Consider the following 15060-nt stretch of genomic DNA (forward strand, 5'->3'; position numbering starts at 1 on the left):
GGATTGGGCTTGGGTGTACGATAGCGCAGGCCAGAGGTTTTCATGAAGCAACTCCGCATTCCGGCCGTCTACATGCGTGGCGGTACCAGCAAGGGCGTGTTCTTCCTCGCGGAGGACCTGCCGCCCGATCCCGCGCAGCGCGAGCGGCTGTTGCTTCGGGTGATCGGCAGTCCCGACCGGTACGGCAAGCAGACCGACGGCATGGGCGGCGCGACCTCCAGCACCAGCAAGATCGTGATCCTGTCCAAATCGGACCGGCCGGACTGCGATGTCGATTACTTGTTCGGCCAGGTCGCGATCGATGCGCCGGTGATCGACTGGTCGGGCAACTGCGGCAATCTCACCACGGCAGTCGGGCCGTTCGCGATCGACGCGGGCATCCTGAGCGCCCCGGCCGATGGTACGGCAGTGGTGCGAATCTGGCAGGCCAACATCAAGAAGCGAAGCATCAGCCACGTCCCGATGAAGGACGGCGCGGTGCAGGAGCTCGGCGACTTCGAGCTCGACGGTGTGACTTTCCCCGCCGCCGAGGTGAAGCTCGAGTTCCTCGACCCGGCCGCGGACGATGGCGACGGCGAGGATGCCGGCGGGGCGATGTTCCCGACCGGCCGCCGCATCGACATGCTCGACGTGCCGGGGCTCGGCACGGTCGAGGCGACGCTGATCAACGCCGGCAATCCCACCATCTTCGTCGATGCGGCTCGGCTCGGGCTTTCGGGCACCGAGCTGCAGAAGGACATCAACGGCAATGCGAAGATCCTTGCCATGGCCGAGGCCGTGCGCGCGCACGGTGCTGTTGCGATGGGATTGGTGAAGACGCCCGAGGAAGCGACGGCGAAACGGCAGCACACGCCCAAGCTCGCGTTCGTTTCGAAGCCTGCGGGCTACACCGCGTCGGACGGCAAGATGGTGACTCCCGAGGCGATCGACCTGCTGGCGCGCATCTTCTCGATGGGCGTGCTGCACCACGCGATGACAGGCACTGGCGCGGTTGCCCTCGCCGCGGCCGCCGCGATACCCGGCACAATCGTCAGCCGGATCGCGCCGGCCGGTGCCGACGGCCGTGTGCGCTTCGGCCATCCCTCCGGCGTGCTGAGCGTCGGCGCCGAGGCACGCGAGGAGGCCGGCCAGTGGGCGGTGAAAAAGGTGATGATGAGCCGATCGGCCCGGCGCCTCATGGAAGGCTGGGTGCGGGTTCCAGCGATTTGATTGTTTGCTGGGAGCGCGGCTCTTCAGAGCCGCTCATGGGGTTCGGCAATCCGAAGAAGAGCGGCTCCGGAGAGCCGCGCTCCCAGCGCAAGACGAAGATCAATCAGTATGTCGACTCCTTCTCCGGTTCGCCGAGGCTCGGCCAGACGCGGCTGTAGAGGAACAGCAGCGCCTCGCCCGACAGCATCTGATCGAAGGTCGGCGGATGCTCGGCATCGACGCAGGTCGGCAACGGGCGGATGACCGTGTCGTAGTCGGGATTGGCGAAGATACCGACCGAATAGCGCTCGCGGCCGTAGTGGTTGACCACGCGATGCAGCGTCGAGGCGAAGCGGTTGTTGGTCCACATCCGCATCGAATCGCCGATGTTCACCACGAAGCTGTTCTCGACCGGCGGCACGATCAGCCACTCGCCCGACTTGCTCTTGATCTCGAGTCCGCCGACATCGTCCTGCTGCAGCATGGTGAAGCCGCCGGCATCCTGGTGCGCGCGGCTGTCGCCGCCTTCGAGCGCGGCCTGCTGGTCCTGCGGCAGATAGTGCAGCAGGCGGACCTGGATCAGCGGCTTCTTGTAGAACTGCGCGAAATAGTCGGGCGGCAGCTTGAGCCCGCGCGCGAACACCGAGGCGAGCAGCGCGGCGAACTGCGTCATGGTCGTGTGGTAGTCGAGCACGGCTTCCTTGAAGCCGGACAGATTCTCCGGCCACAGGTTGTGCCCGTGCAGCGGCTTGCCGGCCAGCACGTCGGGGTCGTCGGCGGGCAGCTCGATCGAGGCCTGGAACGCCTCGTTCATGTGAGGCTTGCGCGCCTTCATGCGCGTGGGATCGAGATGAGGTTGGAACCCCTCGATTGCCTTGCCGCGAAAGGCTTTCTTCTGGCCGGGCTGGTCCATCGGCAGATAGCCACGGAACAGGTTCGAGTTGCCCATGTAGGCCTTCATCTTGGCTTCGAGCGGCAGGGCGAAGAAGCGCTTCGATTGCCGGAAGATCTCGGCGATCTTCTGCGGCGGCACCGGATGATTGACGATCGTCAGGAAGCCGATGTCGCGGCAGGCGTCATGCACCTCTCTCGCGACCCGCTCCTTGGCCTCCTCGTTGGTGCCGCTCATCGGTGCGAAGTCGATCACCGGCAACTCGTTGGCGTTGGCCCAACGGCCGAGCTTCGGCGCGGGCATCGGCGGCGCAACAGGCGCCGCCATAGCAGTCTGGACGTCCGACATGATGGTGTCCTTTCCTTAACCGGCGAGCGCGTCGATCACATCCTGGCGCGCCTGGGTGGCGTTCTTGGCATACCATGCGATGCCGCCCGGCAGCATCTTGGCATAGTTCTCCGGCGCGCCGGGATTGACCTTGTTCCATTCCGCATCGAGCAGCTTGCTGGCCTCGGGGTTGCTCGGCCCGTAGCCGTTGGTCTTGAGCAGCTCGGCCTGGCCCGCAGGGTCGAGCGAAACATTGATGAAGTCCCAGATCGCCTTTCCGCCGGTCGCGCCTTTGGGCACCATCCAGCACGCGCCCCATGAGACGCCCTGGTTCCAGGTCCAGTCGACCAGGCCCTTGGTGTCCTGCTTGAGCGGCCAGGCGCGGGTGTTGAGCAGTTGGCCGAGATGTGCCTCGCCGTTGCGGAAGGCGTTCTGGCCGTCGGCGATCACGGTATAGAAGAACGCGTGCTCCTTGATCTTCTTGAGCATGTCGAGGGCACGCTTCATGTCGATGGGATAGACCTTGTCCATCGGCACGCCGTCGGCCATCAGCGCGGCCTCGAGCTGGCCGTCGGCCTCGCGGCGGAAGGCGCGCTTGCCGGGGAACTTCTTGACGTCCCACACGTCGGCCCAGCTCTGCGGGACCATGCCACCCCACTTCTTCGTGTTGTAGGTGAGTACGTTGGCGTAGATGTAGTTGCCGATCCCCCATTCGACCGAGTGCTCGGGCCGCACCTTGCTCTTGTCGACGATCGAATAGTCCATCGGCTCGAGCACGCCCTCCGGCCCCAGCTCGAGCGCGGTGTGCAGGTTGCGGTCCATCACGTCCCACGCGACCTTCTTGCTCTCGACCATCATGCGGATGCGGCTGGTCGAGGGGCCGGTGCCGTCGATCACCGCCTTGCGGTCGGGAAACTTCTTGAGATAGGGATCGACCCACGAGCGCTGCATGCCCTTCACCGCATCGCCGCCCCAATTGACGACCACCAGCTCCTTGGAATCGGCCAGCGCCGGCGTGAGCCTGGCTGCGATCGGCGCCAGGCCCATGGCCGCCGCCATGCCCATGAACACGCGGCGCGGATAGACCTTGCCTTCCGTGCGCTCTACGAACTGCTCGATATCATCCAGGCGGTCGCGAATGTCAGTCATGGCTTCATCTCCTGGCGCGCCCTTCGCGCCCTCAGCGATAATTCTGCGGTGAGGATCAGCAAGGTGAACAAGATCATGCCAGTCGCCACCACGGCGATCACGGGATCGAGATTGTCGTTGATACCGTCCCACATGCGGCGCGGCAGCGTGAACAGCGCCCGTCCGCCGATGAAGATCACCACGACCAACTCATCCCAGGAATGGATGAAAGCAAAAATCGCACCCGACAGGACCCCAGGTACAATGTTGGGCACGATCACATATCGGAGCGTTTGGCCGAGCGACGCGCCGAGCCCGCGCGCCGCCTGCTCGAGCCGCGGATCGAGATTGCTGAGCGAGGCCGATACCGTGAGCACGACATAGGGCAGGCCGGTCACCGCATGGGCCAACACGACGCCGAGCGCGCTGCCAACCAGGTCGAGATCGACATAGAGACGATAGAGGCCGAGCGCATAGACGATGGTCGGCACCGCCAGCGGCAGGATCATGATGCCGCGCACCTTCTCCGACAGGCCCGAGGCGATGCGCCAGCAACCGACGGCGCAGAGCGTGCCCGCGATCACGGCGGCGAGGGTCGAGACGGTGGCGATCCACAGGCTCTGCCAGATGCTGCCGAGCCACGCGCTGCTCGACAGGAAGGCACGCCAATGCTGCAGCGACAGCTCCTCCTGCGGCATGGCGAGATAGCGCGTGTCGGTGAAGGAGATCGGGATCACCGCGAAAGCGGGCAGCGCGAGGAAGCTCAGCACCATCCACGCCAGCGCGGCGACGATGCCGGTGGGCTGGAGCCGGTTCATGGTCTTTTGGACCGCGAGCTTCCAGCTCGCTCGGATTCAGGAGCGAGCTGGAAGCTCGCGGTCCAGAAGAGGAAGAACCCGGTCATGCGCCGAACAGCCGCTTCACGTCGATCACCCGCGACAACGCCCACAATGTGCCGAGCACCGCGATCATCAGCGTTGCGGCCAGCATGGTGCCCAGCCCCCAGCGCAGCGTGTCGTTGATCTGCACCGCGACATACTCGGCGATCATCAGCACCTTGCCGCCGCCGAGCAGCGCTGGCGTGACGTAGAAGCCGAGCGACAGGATGAAGACCAGCGTGCCCGCGCCGATCAGGCCGGGCACGGTGAGCGGCAGGAACACCATGCGGAAGGCCTGGAAGCGCGAGGCCCCGAGGCTGCGCGCCGCGGCGACCAGTCCAACATCGATGCCGCGCATGTTAGCGTACAGCGTCAGCACCGCGTACGGCACCATGATGTGGACCATGCCGATCAGCACGCCGGTCTCGTTGCGCACCAGTGCCAGGGGCTCGTCGATGAGGCCCCAGGCGACCAGCGCCGAATTGAGCGGGCCTTGCGTGCCGAGCAGTGCGATCCAGGCGAAGGAGCGCACCAGCACCGAGATCCAGAACGGCAGCAGTATGCCGACCAGCATCAGCCGTTGCGCGCGGGTGCCGGCCGCGCGCATGGCGTAGGCCACGATATAGCCCAGCAGCAACGCGAAGAAGGTGGTGACGGCGGCGATGCGGACGGTTGTCAGCAGTGACTTCTGCACCGAGGCGCTGGTGAACAGCAGGCCGTAGTTCTGCAGTCCCGGCTTGGGATCGGTGACGCTGGTCAACAGCACGTTGCCCAGTGGCACGAAGTAGAGCACCACCAGCATCAGAACCGCCGGCAGCACGATCAGCCAGTAGGCTGCGTGCTTGTTGATGCCTGGCCTACTCGCCGAGAGCACGGCAATCCTCCGCGCGCCAGCCGATCTCGACCGTGCCGCCGGGCTCGAGCGTGGCCTGGTCGGCTGCGTTGGCGAACTTCACGATGAAGTCCTCGCGGCCCAGCGCCGCCAGCCGCACGCGCAGCTGGTCGCCGAGGAACGAGACCTCGAGCACCTTGGCAGGATAGCGGTTGATGCAGCCGGTGGCGGCGTCGCCGAGCGCCACCTTCTCCGGCCGAATCGCGACGTTGACCTTCTCGCTCGTGCCTACGGCAGTTGCGACCACGCCTTGAGCACTGCCGAGCGCGACGCTGCACTGGCCGCCGTGCCGTTGCCGCACGGTACCGGGCAGGATGTTGCTCTCGCCCAGGAACTGCGCGACGAATAGAGACTCCGGCTCTTCGTAGAGACGGCGCGGTGGCGCGATCTGGCGAAGCTGGCCGGCGCTGAACACGGCGACCCGGTCGGACATGGTCATCGCCTCGACCTGATCATGCGTGACGTATACCATCGTGACGCCCAGCCGCTCGTGCAGGTGCTTGACCTCGTATTGCATCTGCTCGCGCAGCTGGCGGTCCAGCGCGCCGAGCGGCTCGTCGAGCAGCACCAGCTTCGGCTCGAACACCAGCGCGCGCGCCACCGCGACCCTCTGCTGCTGTCCGCCCGAAAGCTGCTGCGGCTTGCGGTCGGCGAGGCCTTCGAGCCGCACCATGGCGAGCGCACGCTTGACCTTCGATGCGATTTCCGCGCCCGCCATGCGCCGGACCTTGAGCGGGAAGCCGATGTTCTCGCCCACCGTCATGTTGGGAAACAGCGCGTAGTTCTGGAACACCATGCCGATGCCGCGCTTCTCGACCGGCACGTGCGTGATGTCGTCGGCGCCGACGAAGATGCGGCCGGCGGTCGGCTGCTCGAAACCCGCGAGCATGGTGAGCGTTGTCGTCTTGCCTGAGCCCGACGGCCCAAGCAGCGTCAGAAACTCGCCGTTGGCGACCGCGAGATTGAGCGCGCGCACGGCATCGACCTTGCCGTCGTAGCTCTTTCGCACATCGATGAACCGCACCAGCGGTTCGGACAAAGCCGCAGTCATTCAGATTGGGATGATGGGGGACCTTTCGATGCCGTCGAGCGAATTCCGTGCCAGTGTGGGACGATGAAGATCGCCACCTACAACGTGAACGGCGTTAACGGCCGGTTGCCGGTGCTGCTGCGCTGGCTGGAGCAGGCGAAGCCCGATGTCGTTTGCCTGCAGGAACTGAAGGCGCCGCAGGATAAGTTCCCGGAGCTTGCGCTCAGCGAGGCAGGCTACGGCGCGATCTGGCACGGGCAGAAGAGCTGGAACGGCGTCGCGATACTGGCGCGCGGCGCGATCCCGGTGGAGACGCGGCGCGGCCTGCCCGGCGATCCGGAGGATCTGCATAGCCGCTACATCGAAGCCACGGTCGGCGGGATCACGGTCGGCTGTCTCTATCTACCGAACGGCAATCCGGCGCCCGGTCCGAAATTCGACTACAAGCTGAAATGGTTCGCGCGCCTGACCCGGTACGCGGCCAAGCTGCAGAAGAGCACGACGCCCGTCGTGCTGGCCGGCGACTACAACGTTATGCCAACCGAGCTGGACGTCTACAAACCGGAGCGCTGGGTCGACGACGCGCTGTTCCGGCCCGAGACGCGCGCGGCATTCCACAAGCTCGTCAGGCAGGGCTGGACCGATGCCGTGCGCAAGCTTCATCCCGACGAGCGCATCTACACGTTCTGGGATTACTTCCGGAATGCCTGGCTGCGCGACGCGGGATTGCGCATCGACCATTTTCTCCTGAACCAGGCGGTCGCGAAGCGCCTTGTGGCGGCCGGCGTCGATCGCGAGGTGCGCGGCTGGGAAAAAACCAGCGATCATGCGCCCGTGTGGATCGAGCTGGCGTCAGTAGGCAGAGCGCCGAAACCGGCGACGAAGCTGCGGAAAGTCACCGAATAGCGCAGCCCCTCGACCGGGGGGATGCTGTGCTCCCAGTCGTGCCGCGCCGGGCCGCTCAGCCGATAGATCGAGCGCGGCGCGATATCGGTCGACCAGCGCTCCCAGCGCGTATCTTGCTTGCGGCGCAGGCGCAGCCGGCAGGTCGACAGGAAGGACAGGGCGACGACGTCCTCGAACATCGGCTTGTCGCGATGCCAGCCGATCGTCACGCCCGTGTCATATTCGGTGATCAGCGCCTGCTGCAGGCGCTGTACGTCGAGGCCGGCGACGGCGGCGGCCAGCTGGCGCAAGGGCTCGAGGAAATCCGGCATCGATTCACTCACCCGGAGCGCACGGCCGGCATAGTCGTAGCGCCAGCCGAACGATACGATCCTCCGTTTGCCGAGATAACCGTGGAATTCGAAGGGCTTGAACGGCAGGGCTTCGAGCTGGTGCACCCAAGCGCTCTCTTCGGCATGCGAAAACACGGCGGACTGATATGAAAATCCATTCGGCGAGAATGGTGCGCTATCGAACAGGTCGTCATTTATCGCCGCAGGCTGTGTCATTTATGCAACTTCGCCACAGATTTGTCGTTTATTCTCCAGATTGGAGTCACCGAATGACCGTGAGGCAGACCATCTGGGGCGTTGACGATCGCGCACAGCGGCAGCGCATCTCCCATGAAGTGCAGCAGCTCAGGCAGATGAGCAAGACGCTTCGAACCACGGCAATGCGCTCCTTCAGGAAGCGCGTCGCCGCGGCCGATATCAAGCCGCCGGAAGCGCCGGTCAAGCCGACCTCCGTCGCCGCTTAGCGAACGCGCTCTTACGCGCCCGCTGAAGTGGCGCTGGGCTTCAGCTGCCTTCGTTCGAGAGCACGTCGCCGAACAGCGCCCACTTCTCGCCATCGAACTTCGCCAGCCGGATCGACTGAATCGGATAGAAGTCGGTCGGGCTCGTGTTGATCTTGATGCCCGGCAGCAGCAGCGGCACTTCGAGGCCCTTCATGCTCGCCGCCTGCTTCATCAGGTTCCCGCGGGTCAGCGTATCGCCGCACTGGGTCAGCACGTGGCGCATCGTGGCGGACACGGCGTAGGCGTAGGTGTTGCCGGAATCCGCCGGGTTGGCGTCGGGCAGGTACTTCTTCATCCAGGCCTGCCATTCCTTGAAGTCGGGATAATCGGCCCATTGCGGATCGGTCGCGTCCTTGAGGTAGGCAGCGGTGATGATCCCGGTGCTGTTGTCGAAGCCGGCCGGCTTCAGCGTCGCGGCGACCGACGCGGCGACGTTGGCGAGATAATGCGCCGGCTTCCAGCCAAGGTCGGCGACCTTGCGGATCGCCTGCGCGGCGGCCTTGGGCGCGGAATGATTGAAGAAGACATTGGCGCCGGAGTTCTTGATCTGGATGATCTGGCTGTCGACCGTCGGATCAGTGACCTCGTAGCTCACCTTGGCGGTGACGCATTTCTGGTTCTCCTTGCCCAGCCCGTCGAGGAAGCCGCCGATGTAGTCCTTTCCCGAATCGTCGTTCTGGTAGAGCATGCCGATCTTCAGCTCTGACAGGCGATCTTTCCAGGCCGCGAGCACGTGCTTGGCATAGATCGCGGCCTCGGTGTGGTAGTCGGGCTGCCAGCCCATGGTCCACGGGAACTCCTTAGGCATGCCCCACTTCGACGCGCCGGTCGCGACGAAGAGCTGGGGCACCTTTCTCTGGTTGAGGTACTTCTGAACCACCGTGTTGGTCGGCGTGCCGAGCAGCTGGTAGATCGCGAAGACCTGGTCATCCTCGACCAGCTTGCGCACCATCTCGACGGTCTTCGACGGCACAAAGCCGTCGTCGTAGGTGATGAAGTTGATCTTGCGGCCGTTCACGCCGCCGGTGTCGTTGACCATCTGCCAATAGGCGGTGATCGCCTTGCCGATCGTGCCGTAAGCCGAGAGCGGACCGGAATAGGGATTGGTGTGGCCGAGCTTGATCTCCTTGTCGGTGGCACCCGGTTCATACTTCTTCTGCGCGCCCGCGATGGCCGGTGCAAAGGCGAACGCGGCGGCGGAGCCGACGACCGTGCGGCGGGATATTCTGGACATTGATGCTTCCTCCTGGGCGTCCCGCTTGGACGGGATCGTTGGGAGGAAGTGTCGCTCAGTCATGTACTCGCTGTCATCCCGAGCGTGACCCTGTGTCGCCCGGGCGTTGCTCGGGATTACAGCTTCTCAGCAAGCTGATCCGGCGACGTATACGGAAGCCCCTGCGCCTCGGCGACCGGCCGGCAGGTGAGCAGGCCGGCATGCACGTTGAGGCCGTCGCGCAGATGTGGATCCTCGGCAATCGCCCGCCGCCAGCCTTTATCGGCAAGGGCAAGCACGAACGGAAGCGTGGCGTTGTTCAGCGCGAAGGTCGAGGTGCGCGAGACGGCGCCAGGCATGTTGGTGACGCAGAAATGGGTCACGCCCTCCTCGACATAGACCGGATGCGAATGGCTGGTCGGTCGCGAGGTCTCGCTGCATCCGCCCTGATCGATCGCGATGTCGACCAGCACGCTGGCGGTCTTCATGGTCTTCACCATCTCGCGCGTCACCAGCTTGGGCGCGGCGGCGCCCGGCACCAGCACCGCGCCGATCAGCAGGTCGGCCCGGCGCACGACCTGTACCAGCGCGTCATGGGTCGAGAAGATCGTTCGCGCCCCCGGCAATTGCACAGCGATGCGGCGCAGCACCTCGGCCGAGCGGTCGACGATGGTCACCGTGGCGCCCATGCCGAGCGCGATGGTGGCGGCATGGGTGCCCGACACGCCGCCGCCCAGCACCACGACTTCGGCCGGCGGCACGCCGGGCACGCCACCGAGCAGCACGCCGCGGCCACCCGACGTGCGTTCGAGATAGCGCGCGCCGACCTGCGGCGCGAGGCGGCCGGCGATCTCCGACATCGGCGTCAGCAGCGGCAAGGTGCCGAACGGCGAGGTCACGGTTTCGTAGGCGATCGCGGTGACGCCGCTCGCGAGCAGGTCCTGCGTCTGGTCGGGATCGGGCGCGAGATGGAGGTAAGTGAACAGCACCTGTCCCTTGCGCAGACGCTCGCGTTCGGGGGCGAGCGGCTCCTTCACCTTCACGACCAGCTCGGCGTTTGCGAAAATCTCCTCGGCCGTGGCGACGATTCGCCCGCCGGCCGCAAGGTACAGCTCGTCCTCCAGCCCGGCGCCCAACCCCGCGCCGGCCTCCACCATCACCTCGTGACCGTGCCGCACCAGCTCGGCGACAGACGACGGCACCAGGCCGACCCGATCCTCGTGATCCTTGATTTCCTTGGGGACACCAACGCGCATGGCCGACACTCCTTCGCGTCCAGCCTAGCTCATCGCTGGGGGCGCGCCACTCCAGTAGCGCTCAAGCTCGCGGTCCATAAGACATAGACCACCTAAAGAAGATGACCCGCCCGCTCGGCCTTGGTGCGCAGGTAGTTCTCGTTGTGGCCGTTGGCGGGGAAGGCGTGCGCCACTCGCTCGGAAACCTCGATGCCGTAGCGCTCGAGCTGGGCGATCTTCTGCGGGTTGTTGGTCATCAGCCGCACGCGCTTGATGCCCATGCGCGTGAGCATGGTGGCGGCGGGCGCATAGATGCGCTCGTCGGCGTCGAAGCCGAGCTGCTCATTGGCGTCGATCGTGTCGAAGCCGTCGTCCTGCAGCTCGTAAGCGCGCAGCTTGTTGACCAGGCCGATGCCGCGACCCTCCTGCGCGAGATAGAGCAGCACGCCCGAGCCCTGCTTGTTGAGCTGCTCGATCGCGCCTCTGAGCTGCACGCCGCAGTCGCAGCGCAGCGAACCCAGCAGGTCGCCGGTGAAGCATTCGGAATGGAGACGGATCAGCACCGGCTCGGTCGGGTCGATCTCACCGACCACGATGGCGAGATGCTCCTTGCCGCCGTCGCTCGGCCGCCAGGCGAGGATGCGGGCGTTCTCGGCGCCCTCGAGCGGCACATGCGCCTGCGCCACCTGCTGCAGGGTGCGCGCCGCGGTCTCCTCGTAGGCGCGGATGTCGGCCGCCTCGACATAGAGCAGGTCCTGCTCGCGTGCCCAGTCGCGCCGCTTGTTGCCGGGGTCGCGGCTCAGCGGCCCCAGCACCACGGCGGGCAGCAGGCGGGCGATCTTGGCGAGCTCGATCGCGGCCTCGGCCACCAGCGGCGCGTGGCTGGCGACTGGCCGCGACAGGTGGCTGAGGGCGATGTGCCGGCCGGCCGCTTCGCTTTCGTGCGGGCGCAGGATGATGTCGACCGGCACGCCCTGCGGCAGGTCGAGGGTGATCGGCTTGTTGCGCTCGCCCATGCCGCCGGCGATGTGCGGCGGGATCTCCATGCCGATCGCCTCGGCACGGCGGCGCGTCGTGACCAGCACCGGTGCTTCCTGCGCCAGCCCTTGCAGCCGCTGCAGGGCGCGCGGCCCGCAGGACTCGGCGGCGATCACCAGCCCGCCCTGGCCGTCGTCGCCGCGCAGCACGACGATGCCGCCACGGCGCAATTCGGCCATGGCGCGCTCCACGGCGGCCTGGGCAGTGGCGGTGCGGGAAGAAGTCTGCGAAGTCATGGTTCCTTATATATCCGTAGCACGGAGCAGGCCATTCGGTTGAGCGTGAAGCGCTTTTGCAGGGCGGCCGTACCGGATAGACTGCCCACCCATGGATGCATCAGGCAGCAGCATGTCCGGCAACAATCGCGGCAAGAAGATCCTGTTGGTCGACGACGACCAGGCCTTGCGCTCGGTGTTGGCCGAGCAGCTCGATCTCTATGACGGCTTCACCACCATCCAGGTCGGCACCGCCGCCGAGGGGCTGGAGAAGGCCAAGCTCACGCACTACGACGCCGTGCTGCTCGACATTGGCCTGCCCGATATGGACGGCCGCGAGCTCTGCAAGCTGATGCGCCGCCAGGGCGTGCGCGCGCCGGTGATCATGCTGACCGCGGCCGATTCGGATGCCGACACGATCCTCGGCCTGGAATCGGGCGCCAACGACTACGTCACCAAGCCGTTCCGCATCAACGTCCTGCTTGCCCGCCTGCGTGCCCATCTGCGCCAGCACGAGCGCAGCGAGGACGCGGTGATGACCATCGGCCCTTACGAATTCCATCCGGCCGGCAAGATGCTGATGGAGAAGGGCGGCAAGAAGAAGATCCGGCTGACCGACAAGGAAGCGTCGATCCTGAAGTATCTGTTCCGCGCCGGTGACCGGCCGGTCGCGCGCGACGTGCTGCTCAACGAAGTCTGGGGCTACAACGCCGGCGTCACGACGCACACGCTCGAGACCCACATTTACCGCCTGCGCCAGAAGATCGAGAAGGATCCGACCAATGCGGCGATCCTCATCACCGACCGCGGCGGCTATCGGCTGCAGCCTTGAAAGCGGGTTTGTCCGGGGGCGTAACCATGACCATTGGCGAGGACTGTCCCTTTGGTCCGAGGCGTGGGCTCCCCGGGTTCTTGCCAGCTTGCAGCGATGGTCCCATGCTCGAACGCAAGCAAGCAGATATGGCGTGGGAGGCGGGACATGAGCGAGACGATAAAGGGCACCCAGCGGATCTACTCGCTGCCGGTCGAGCTCACCGAGTGGAAGTTCGACGGCGCGACCGAGATCCAGTTCAACTGGGAGTACGAGGATGGCTCGGACTCCCTGCTCGAGCTCTACGAGAAGGGCAAGAAGCAGCAGTGGGACGCGAGCACCCGGCTCGACTGGTCGCTGGAGCTCAATCCCGACAATCCGATGGAGCTCAAGGACGAGGCGATCTCTATCTGGGGCAGCGACACCTGGAACAAGATGGATACGAAGGAGCGGGCCTGGCTGCGCCGCGAGCTGCAGGCCAACTCGATCAGCCAGTTCATGCATGGCGAGCAGGGCGCCCTGATCGCGACCGCCAAGATCGTCGCTACCGTGCCCGACATGAACGCCAAGTTCTATGCCGCGACCCAGGTGATGGATGAGGCGCGGCACGTCGAGGCCTACAAACGCCTGCTGCATGAGAAGCTCGGCGTCGCCTATCCGATCAACAAGGCGCTGCAGACCCTGCTCGAGCAGACCCTGACTGACCGGCGCTGGGACATGACCTATCTCGGCATGCAGGTATTGATCGAAGGCCTGGCGCTGGCCGCCTTCCAGTCGATCCGCGACAAGGCGGGCAACACCCTGGCCGGAGCGGTGAACGCCTACGTGATGCAGGACGAGGCGCGGCACGTCTCGTTCGGCCGCCTGGCGCTGCGCGAATACTATCCGCACCTCGGTGACGCCGAGCGCGACGAGCGCGAGGAGTTCGCCATCGAGGCGCTCCATTTCATGCGCGACCGGTTCAATCAATCGGAGGTGTGGGAGCGGCTTGGCCTGCCCGCCAAGACACTCGACGAGATCCACTACAATTCCAAGCAGATGAATTCCTTCCGCGGCCGCCTGTTCAGCCGGGTCGTGCCGACGATGAAGGACATCGGGCTATGGGGCCCGCGCATCCAGAAAGCGTTCGCCGAGATGGGCGTGATGGATTACGCCAAGATCGACGTTGCCCAGCAGCTCGCCAACGACGGCAAGGTGGCGGAGGACTTCGACGCCAGGATGTTCGTCGAAAAATCCATCGCCGCGGAGTAGCGGCGGCAGGGCGTCGGCATCCCGCCCCCGGCGTACTATTCGGTCAGGTTCGTCTCAGCCGCGCGCTCGTCCGTGGCGGGACGGTTATGACGAGGGGAGGCGGCGATGAGGCTGCGCGACGGCTCGCCGGTCTTCCGCTTGACGGCCATGGCCGGCTGTTCAGCCGATGGGGCAGTCGCGGTGGGATATTGTGCGCCTGACTGATGGGATTCGCTCAGCATGATCACGCTCGCCGCCCCCAACACGCCGCCGATGCCGACGGCAATCCAGGTCAAGATCCACATCAAGTTACGCATCGTTCCCCGGCCTCCATGCCGGAAATTTCCTACACGTTGGTGCAGTAAGTCTGCTTCATGATCCCGTAAGGCCAAGGGTTCCGCGGCCGGCTGCGGGCTCGTGGCGCTCAAGCTGGCCTCTTCATCTCACATCCGAAGCGCCGGCACATGTGGAAATGGTGCCCTTGAGCCCATTTCATGTTTCTGCAGCCACACGCCGGAAACTGCCCACCTGCCTGGTATGGGCGGCCCGATCACGCCGACGGCCGGGGACGAGCCAGCGCGATCACGATCAGCAGGATTGCGGCCGGCACCAGCAGCGGCCAAACGATGAGATGCAGCAGCAGCGTGCCGGCGGCAGCGCCGGCAAAATAGCCGACCCAGGTGAGGGTCAGCAGTCGCGGCGTGGCAATTGACGGCAAAGTGCGGGCCTGTATCGGCCAGAGCCGGTCGAGCGTGGCGTCGGCGATGCGCGCCAGGGTGCTGGTCACTACGACCGTGCTGACGGCCGTGCCGCCGAAATGGGTCACGGCCGAGGCCTGCAGGCCCATTGCCAAGGCCACGATCAGCACAGCGGTCTCGCGGTCGACAGCCAGGAAGCCTACGCCTGCCAGCACGATCGCCTCGAGCAGCAGCGGCGCCATCGGCCTGTGCAGGAGGCGCAGCAGCAGGCGGGCCAGCATGGCGCCGAGAAAGAAGGTGATCAGCGGCGCTAGCCGCTGGGCGGCGAGATCGTAGAATCCCTCCGCTGCAGCGATGCCGGCGAGCACCGTGTTGCCGGTCATGTTGGCGGCGAACACGCCGCCCATGACGATATAGCCCACGGCATCGGCAATGCCGGCCACAATGGTCAGCAGGATCGCCTGGAGCTCGGGCTTGTCGGGCATCATCGCGGTGGCGCCCCTGTTGCTACCGGGCGCGATCAAGCTGGAGCAGTCAACCCCGT

General features: G+C 65.6%; 16 protein-coding genes. 5 read left to right on the forward strand and 11 right to left on the reverse strand.

Annotation, left to right across the window (positions count from 1 at the left end):
- The first annotated feature begins 42 nt into the window (after positions 1-42).
- A complete protein-coding gene (prpF, locus tag ACQY8M_RS07025; protein WP_428670256.1) occupies positions 43-1209 on the forward strand; it encodes a 2-methylaconitate cis-trans isomerase PrpF in 1167 nt (388 codons plus the stop codon).
- A gap of 103 nt (positions 1210-1312) precedes the next feature.
- On the opposite strand, the gene ACQY8M_RS07030 is transcribed toward prpF, so the two are convergent.
- From ACQY8M_RS07030 to ACQY8M_RS07050, 5 genes are all read right to left on the reverse strand, one after another.
- Positions 1313-2428, reverse strand: coding sequence for an isopenicillin N synthase family dioxygenase (locus ACQY8M_RS07030; protein WP_428670258.1), 1116 nt, complete (start codon positions 2426-2428; stop codon positions 1313-1315).
- 15 nt (positions 2429-2443) lie between these two features.
- The gene (locus ACQY8M_RS07035) at positions 2444-3556 is read right to left on the reverse strand and encodes an extracellular solute-binding protein (RefSeq protein WP_428670260.1); all 1113 of its coding nucleotides are present in this window, start codon (positions 3554-3556) and stop codon (positions 2444-2446) included.
- The gene (locus ACQY8M_RS07040) at positions 3553-4353 is read right to left on the reverse strand and encodes an ABC transporter permease (protein ID WP_428670262.1); all 801 of its coding nucleotides are present in this window, start codon (positions 4351-4353) and stop codon (positions 3553-3555) included. The genes ACQY8M_RS07035 and ACQY8M_RS07040 overlap by 4 nt, the downstream gene beginning before the upstream one ends.
- An 82-nt stretch (positions 4354-4435) precedes the next feature.
- Positions 4436-5287, reverse strand: coding sequence for an ABC transporter permease (locus ACQY8M_RS07045; RefSeq protein WP_428670264.1), 852 nt, complete (start codon positions 5285-5287; stop codon positions 4436-4438).
- The gene (locus ACQY8M_RS07050) at positions 5271-6344 is read right to left on the reverse strand and encodes an ABC transporter ATP-binding protein (protein ID WP_428670266.1); all 1074 of its coding nucleotides are present in this window, start codon (positions 6342-6344) and stop codon (positions 5271-5273) included. The genes ACQY8M_RS07045 and ACQY8M_RS07050 overlap by 17 nt, the downstream gene beginning before the upstream one ends.
- Positions 6345-6419: 75 nt before the next feature.
- Here ACQY8M_RS07050 and xth point away from each other — a divergent pair, with 75 nt between their 5' ends.
- A complete protein-coding gene (xth, locus tag ACQY8M_RS07055) occupies positions 6420-7241 on the forward strand; it encodes an exodeoxyribonuclease III (protein WP_428670268.1) in 822 nt (273 codons plus the stop codon).
- On the opposite strand, the gene ACQY8M_RS07060 is transcribed toward xth, so the two are convergent.
- Positions 7160-7771, reverse strand: a complete 612-nt coding sequence (locus ACQY8M_RS07060) for an alpha-ketoglutarate-dependent dioxygenase AlkB (protein ID WP_428675325.1) — start codon at positions 7769-7771, stop codon at positions 7160-7162. The genes xth and ACQY8M_RS07060 overlap by 82 nt on opposite strands.
- A 71-nt stretch (positions 7772-7842) precedes the next feature.
- On the opposite strand from ACQY8M_RS07060, the gene ACQY8M_RS07065 reads away from it, so the two are divergent.
- Positions 7843-8037 (forward strand): hypothetical protein, encoded by a 195-nt coding sequence (locus ACQY8M_RS07065; protein WP_428670270.1) that lies wholly within the window; start codon positions 7843-7845, stop codon positions 8035-8037.
- A 40-nt stretch (positions 8038-8077) separates the two neighbouring features.
- Here the strand turns inward: ACQY8M_RS07065 and ACQY8M_RS07070 are convergent, their stop codons facing one another.
- The 3 genes from ACQY8M_RS07070 to ribA form a co-directional block, all read right to left on the reverse strand.
- Positions 8078-9310, reverse strand: a complete 1233-nt coding sequence (locus tag ACQY8M_RS07070; protein WP_428670272.1) for an ABC transporter substrate-binding protein — start codon at positions 9308-9310, stop codon at positions 8078-8080.
- A gap of 116 nt (positions 9311-9426) precedes the next feature.
- A complete protein-coding gene (gene ald / locus ACQY8M_RS07075) occupies positions 9427-10545 on the reverse strand; it encodes an alanine dehydrogenase (protein WP_428670274.1) in 1119 nt (372 codons plus the stop codon).
- Positions 10546-10637: 92 nt separating this feature from the next.
- The gene (gene ribA, locus ACQY8M_RS07080; RefSeq protein ID WP_428670276.1) at positions 10638-11798 is read right to left on the reverse strand and encodes a GTP cyclohydrolase II; all 1161 of its coding nucleotides are present in this window, start codon (positions 11796-11798) and stop codon (positions 10638-10640) included.
- A gap of 112 nt (positions 11799-11910) precedes the next feature.
- Between ribA and ACQY8M_RS07085 the strand changes: the two genes are divergently transcribed.
- Positions 11911-12609, forward strand: a complete 699-nt coding sequence (locus ACQY8M_RS07085; protein ID WP_428670278.1) for a response regulator transcription factor — start codon at positions 11911-11913, stop codon at positions 12607-12609.
- Between the two features lie 147 nt (positions 12610-12756).
- Positions 12757-13839 (forward strand): ferritin-like domain-containing protein, encoded by a 1083-nt coding sequence (locus ACQY8M_RS07090; protein WP_428670280.1) that lies wholly within the window; start codon positions 12757-12759, stop codon positions 13837-13839.
- Positions 13840-13874: 35 nt separating this feature from the next.
- Here the strand turns inward: ACQY8M_RS07090 and ACQY8M_RS07095 are convergent, their stop codons facing one another.
- Both ACQY8M_RS07095 and ACQY8M_RS07100 read right to left on the reverse strand, forming a co-directional pair.
- Complete coding sequence (locus ACQY8M_RS07095) at positions 13875-14135, reverse strand: hypothetical protein (RefSeq protein ID WP_428670283.1); 261 nt, start codon at positions 14133-14135, stop codon at positions 13875-13877.
- A gap of 233 nt (positions 14136-14368) precedes the next feature.
- Positions 14369-15040: a YoaK family protein gene (locus ACQY8M_RS07100; RefSeq protein ID WP_428670285.1), complete on the reverse strand. Its 672-nt coding sequence runs from the start codon at positions 15038-15040 to the stop codon at positions 14369-14371.
- Positions 15041-15060 lie beyond the last annotated feature (20 nt).

The organism is Reyranella sp., assembly GCF_965279465.1.
In the GTDB taxonomy this organism is placed as follows: domain Bacteria; phylum Pseudomonadota; class Alphaproteobacteria; order Reyranellales; family Reyranellaceae; genus Reyranella.

Bases quoted from the DNA above. Each gene is read 5' to 3' on its own strand.
- prpF (WP_428670256.1), top strand. From the start codon at position 43: ATGAAGCAACTCCGCATTCCGGCCGTCTACATGCGTGGCGGTACCAGC.
- ACQY8M_RS07030 (WP_428670258.1), bottom strand. From the start codon at position 2,428: ATGTCGGACGTCCAGACTGCTATGGCGGCGCCTGTTGCGCCGCCGATG.
- ACQY8M_RS07035 (WP_428670260.1), bottom strand. From the start codon at position 3,556: ATGACTGACATTCGCGACCGCCTGGATGATATCGAGCAGTTCGTAGAG.
- ACQY8M_RS07040 (WP_428670262.1), bottom strand. From the start codon at position 4,353: ATGAACCGGCTCCAGCCCACCGGCATCGTCGCCGCGCTGGCGTGGATG.
- xth (WP_428670268.1), top strand. From the start codon at position 6,420: ATGAAGATCGCCACCTACAACGTGAACGGCGTTAACGGCCGGTTGCCG.
- ACQY8M_RS07065 (WP_428670270.1), top strand. From the start codon at position 7,843: ATGACCGTGAGGCAGACCATCTGGGGCGTTGACGATCGCGCACAGCGG.
- ACQY8M_RS07070 (WP_428670272.1), bottom strand. From the start codon at position 9,310: ATGTCCAGAATATCCCGCCGCACGGTCGTCGGCTCCGCCGCCGCGTTC.
- ald (WP_428670274.1), bottom strand. From the start codon at position 10,545: ATGCGCGTTGGTGTCCCCAAGGAAATCAAGGATCACGAGGATCGGGTC.
- ribA (WP_428670276.1), bottom strand. From the start codon at position 11,798: ATGACTTCGCAGACTTCTTCCCGCACCGCCACTGCCCAGGCCGCCGTG.
- ACQY8M_RS07085 (WP_428670278.1), top strand. From the start codon at position 11,911: ATGTCCGGCAACAATCGCGGCAAGAAGATCCTGTTGGTCGACGACGAC.
- ACQY8M_RS07090 (WP_428670280.1), top strand. From the start codon at position 12,757: ATGAGCGAGACGATAAAGGGCACCCAGCGGATCTACTCGCTGCCGGTC.
- ACQY8M_RS07095 (WP_428670283.1), bottom strand. From the start codon at position 14,135: ATGCGTAACTTGATGTGGATCTTGACCTGGATTGCCGTCGGCATCGGC.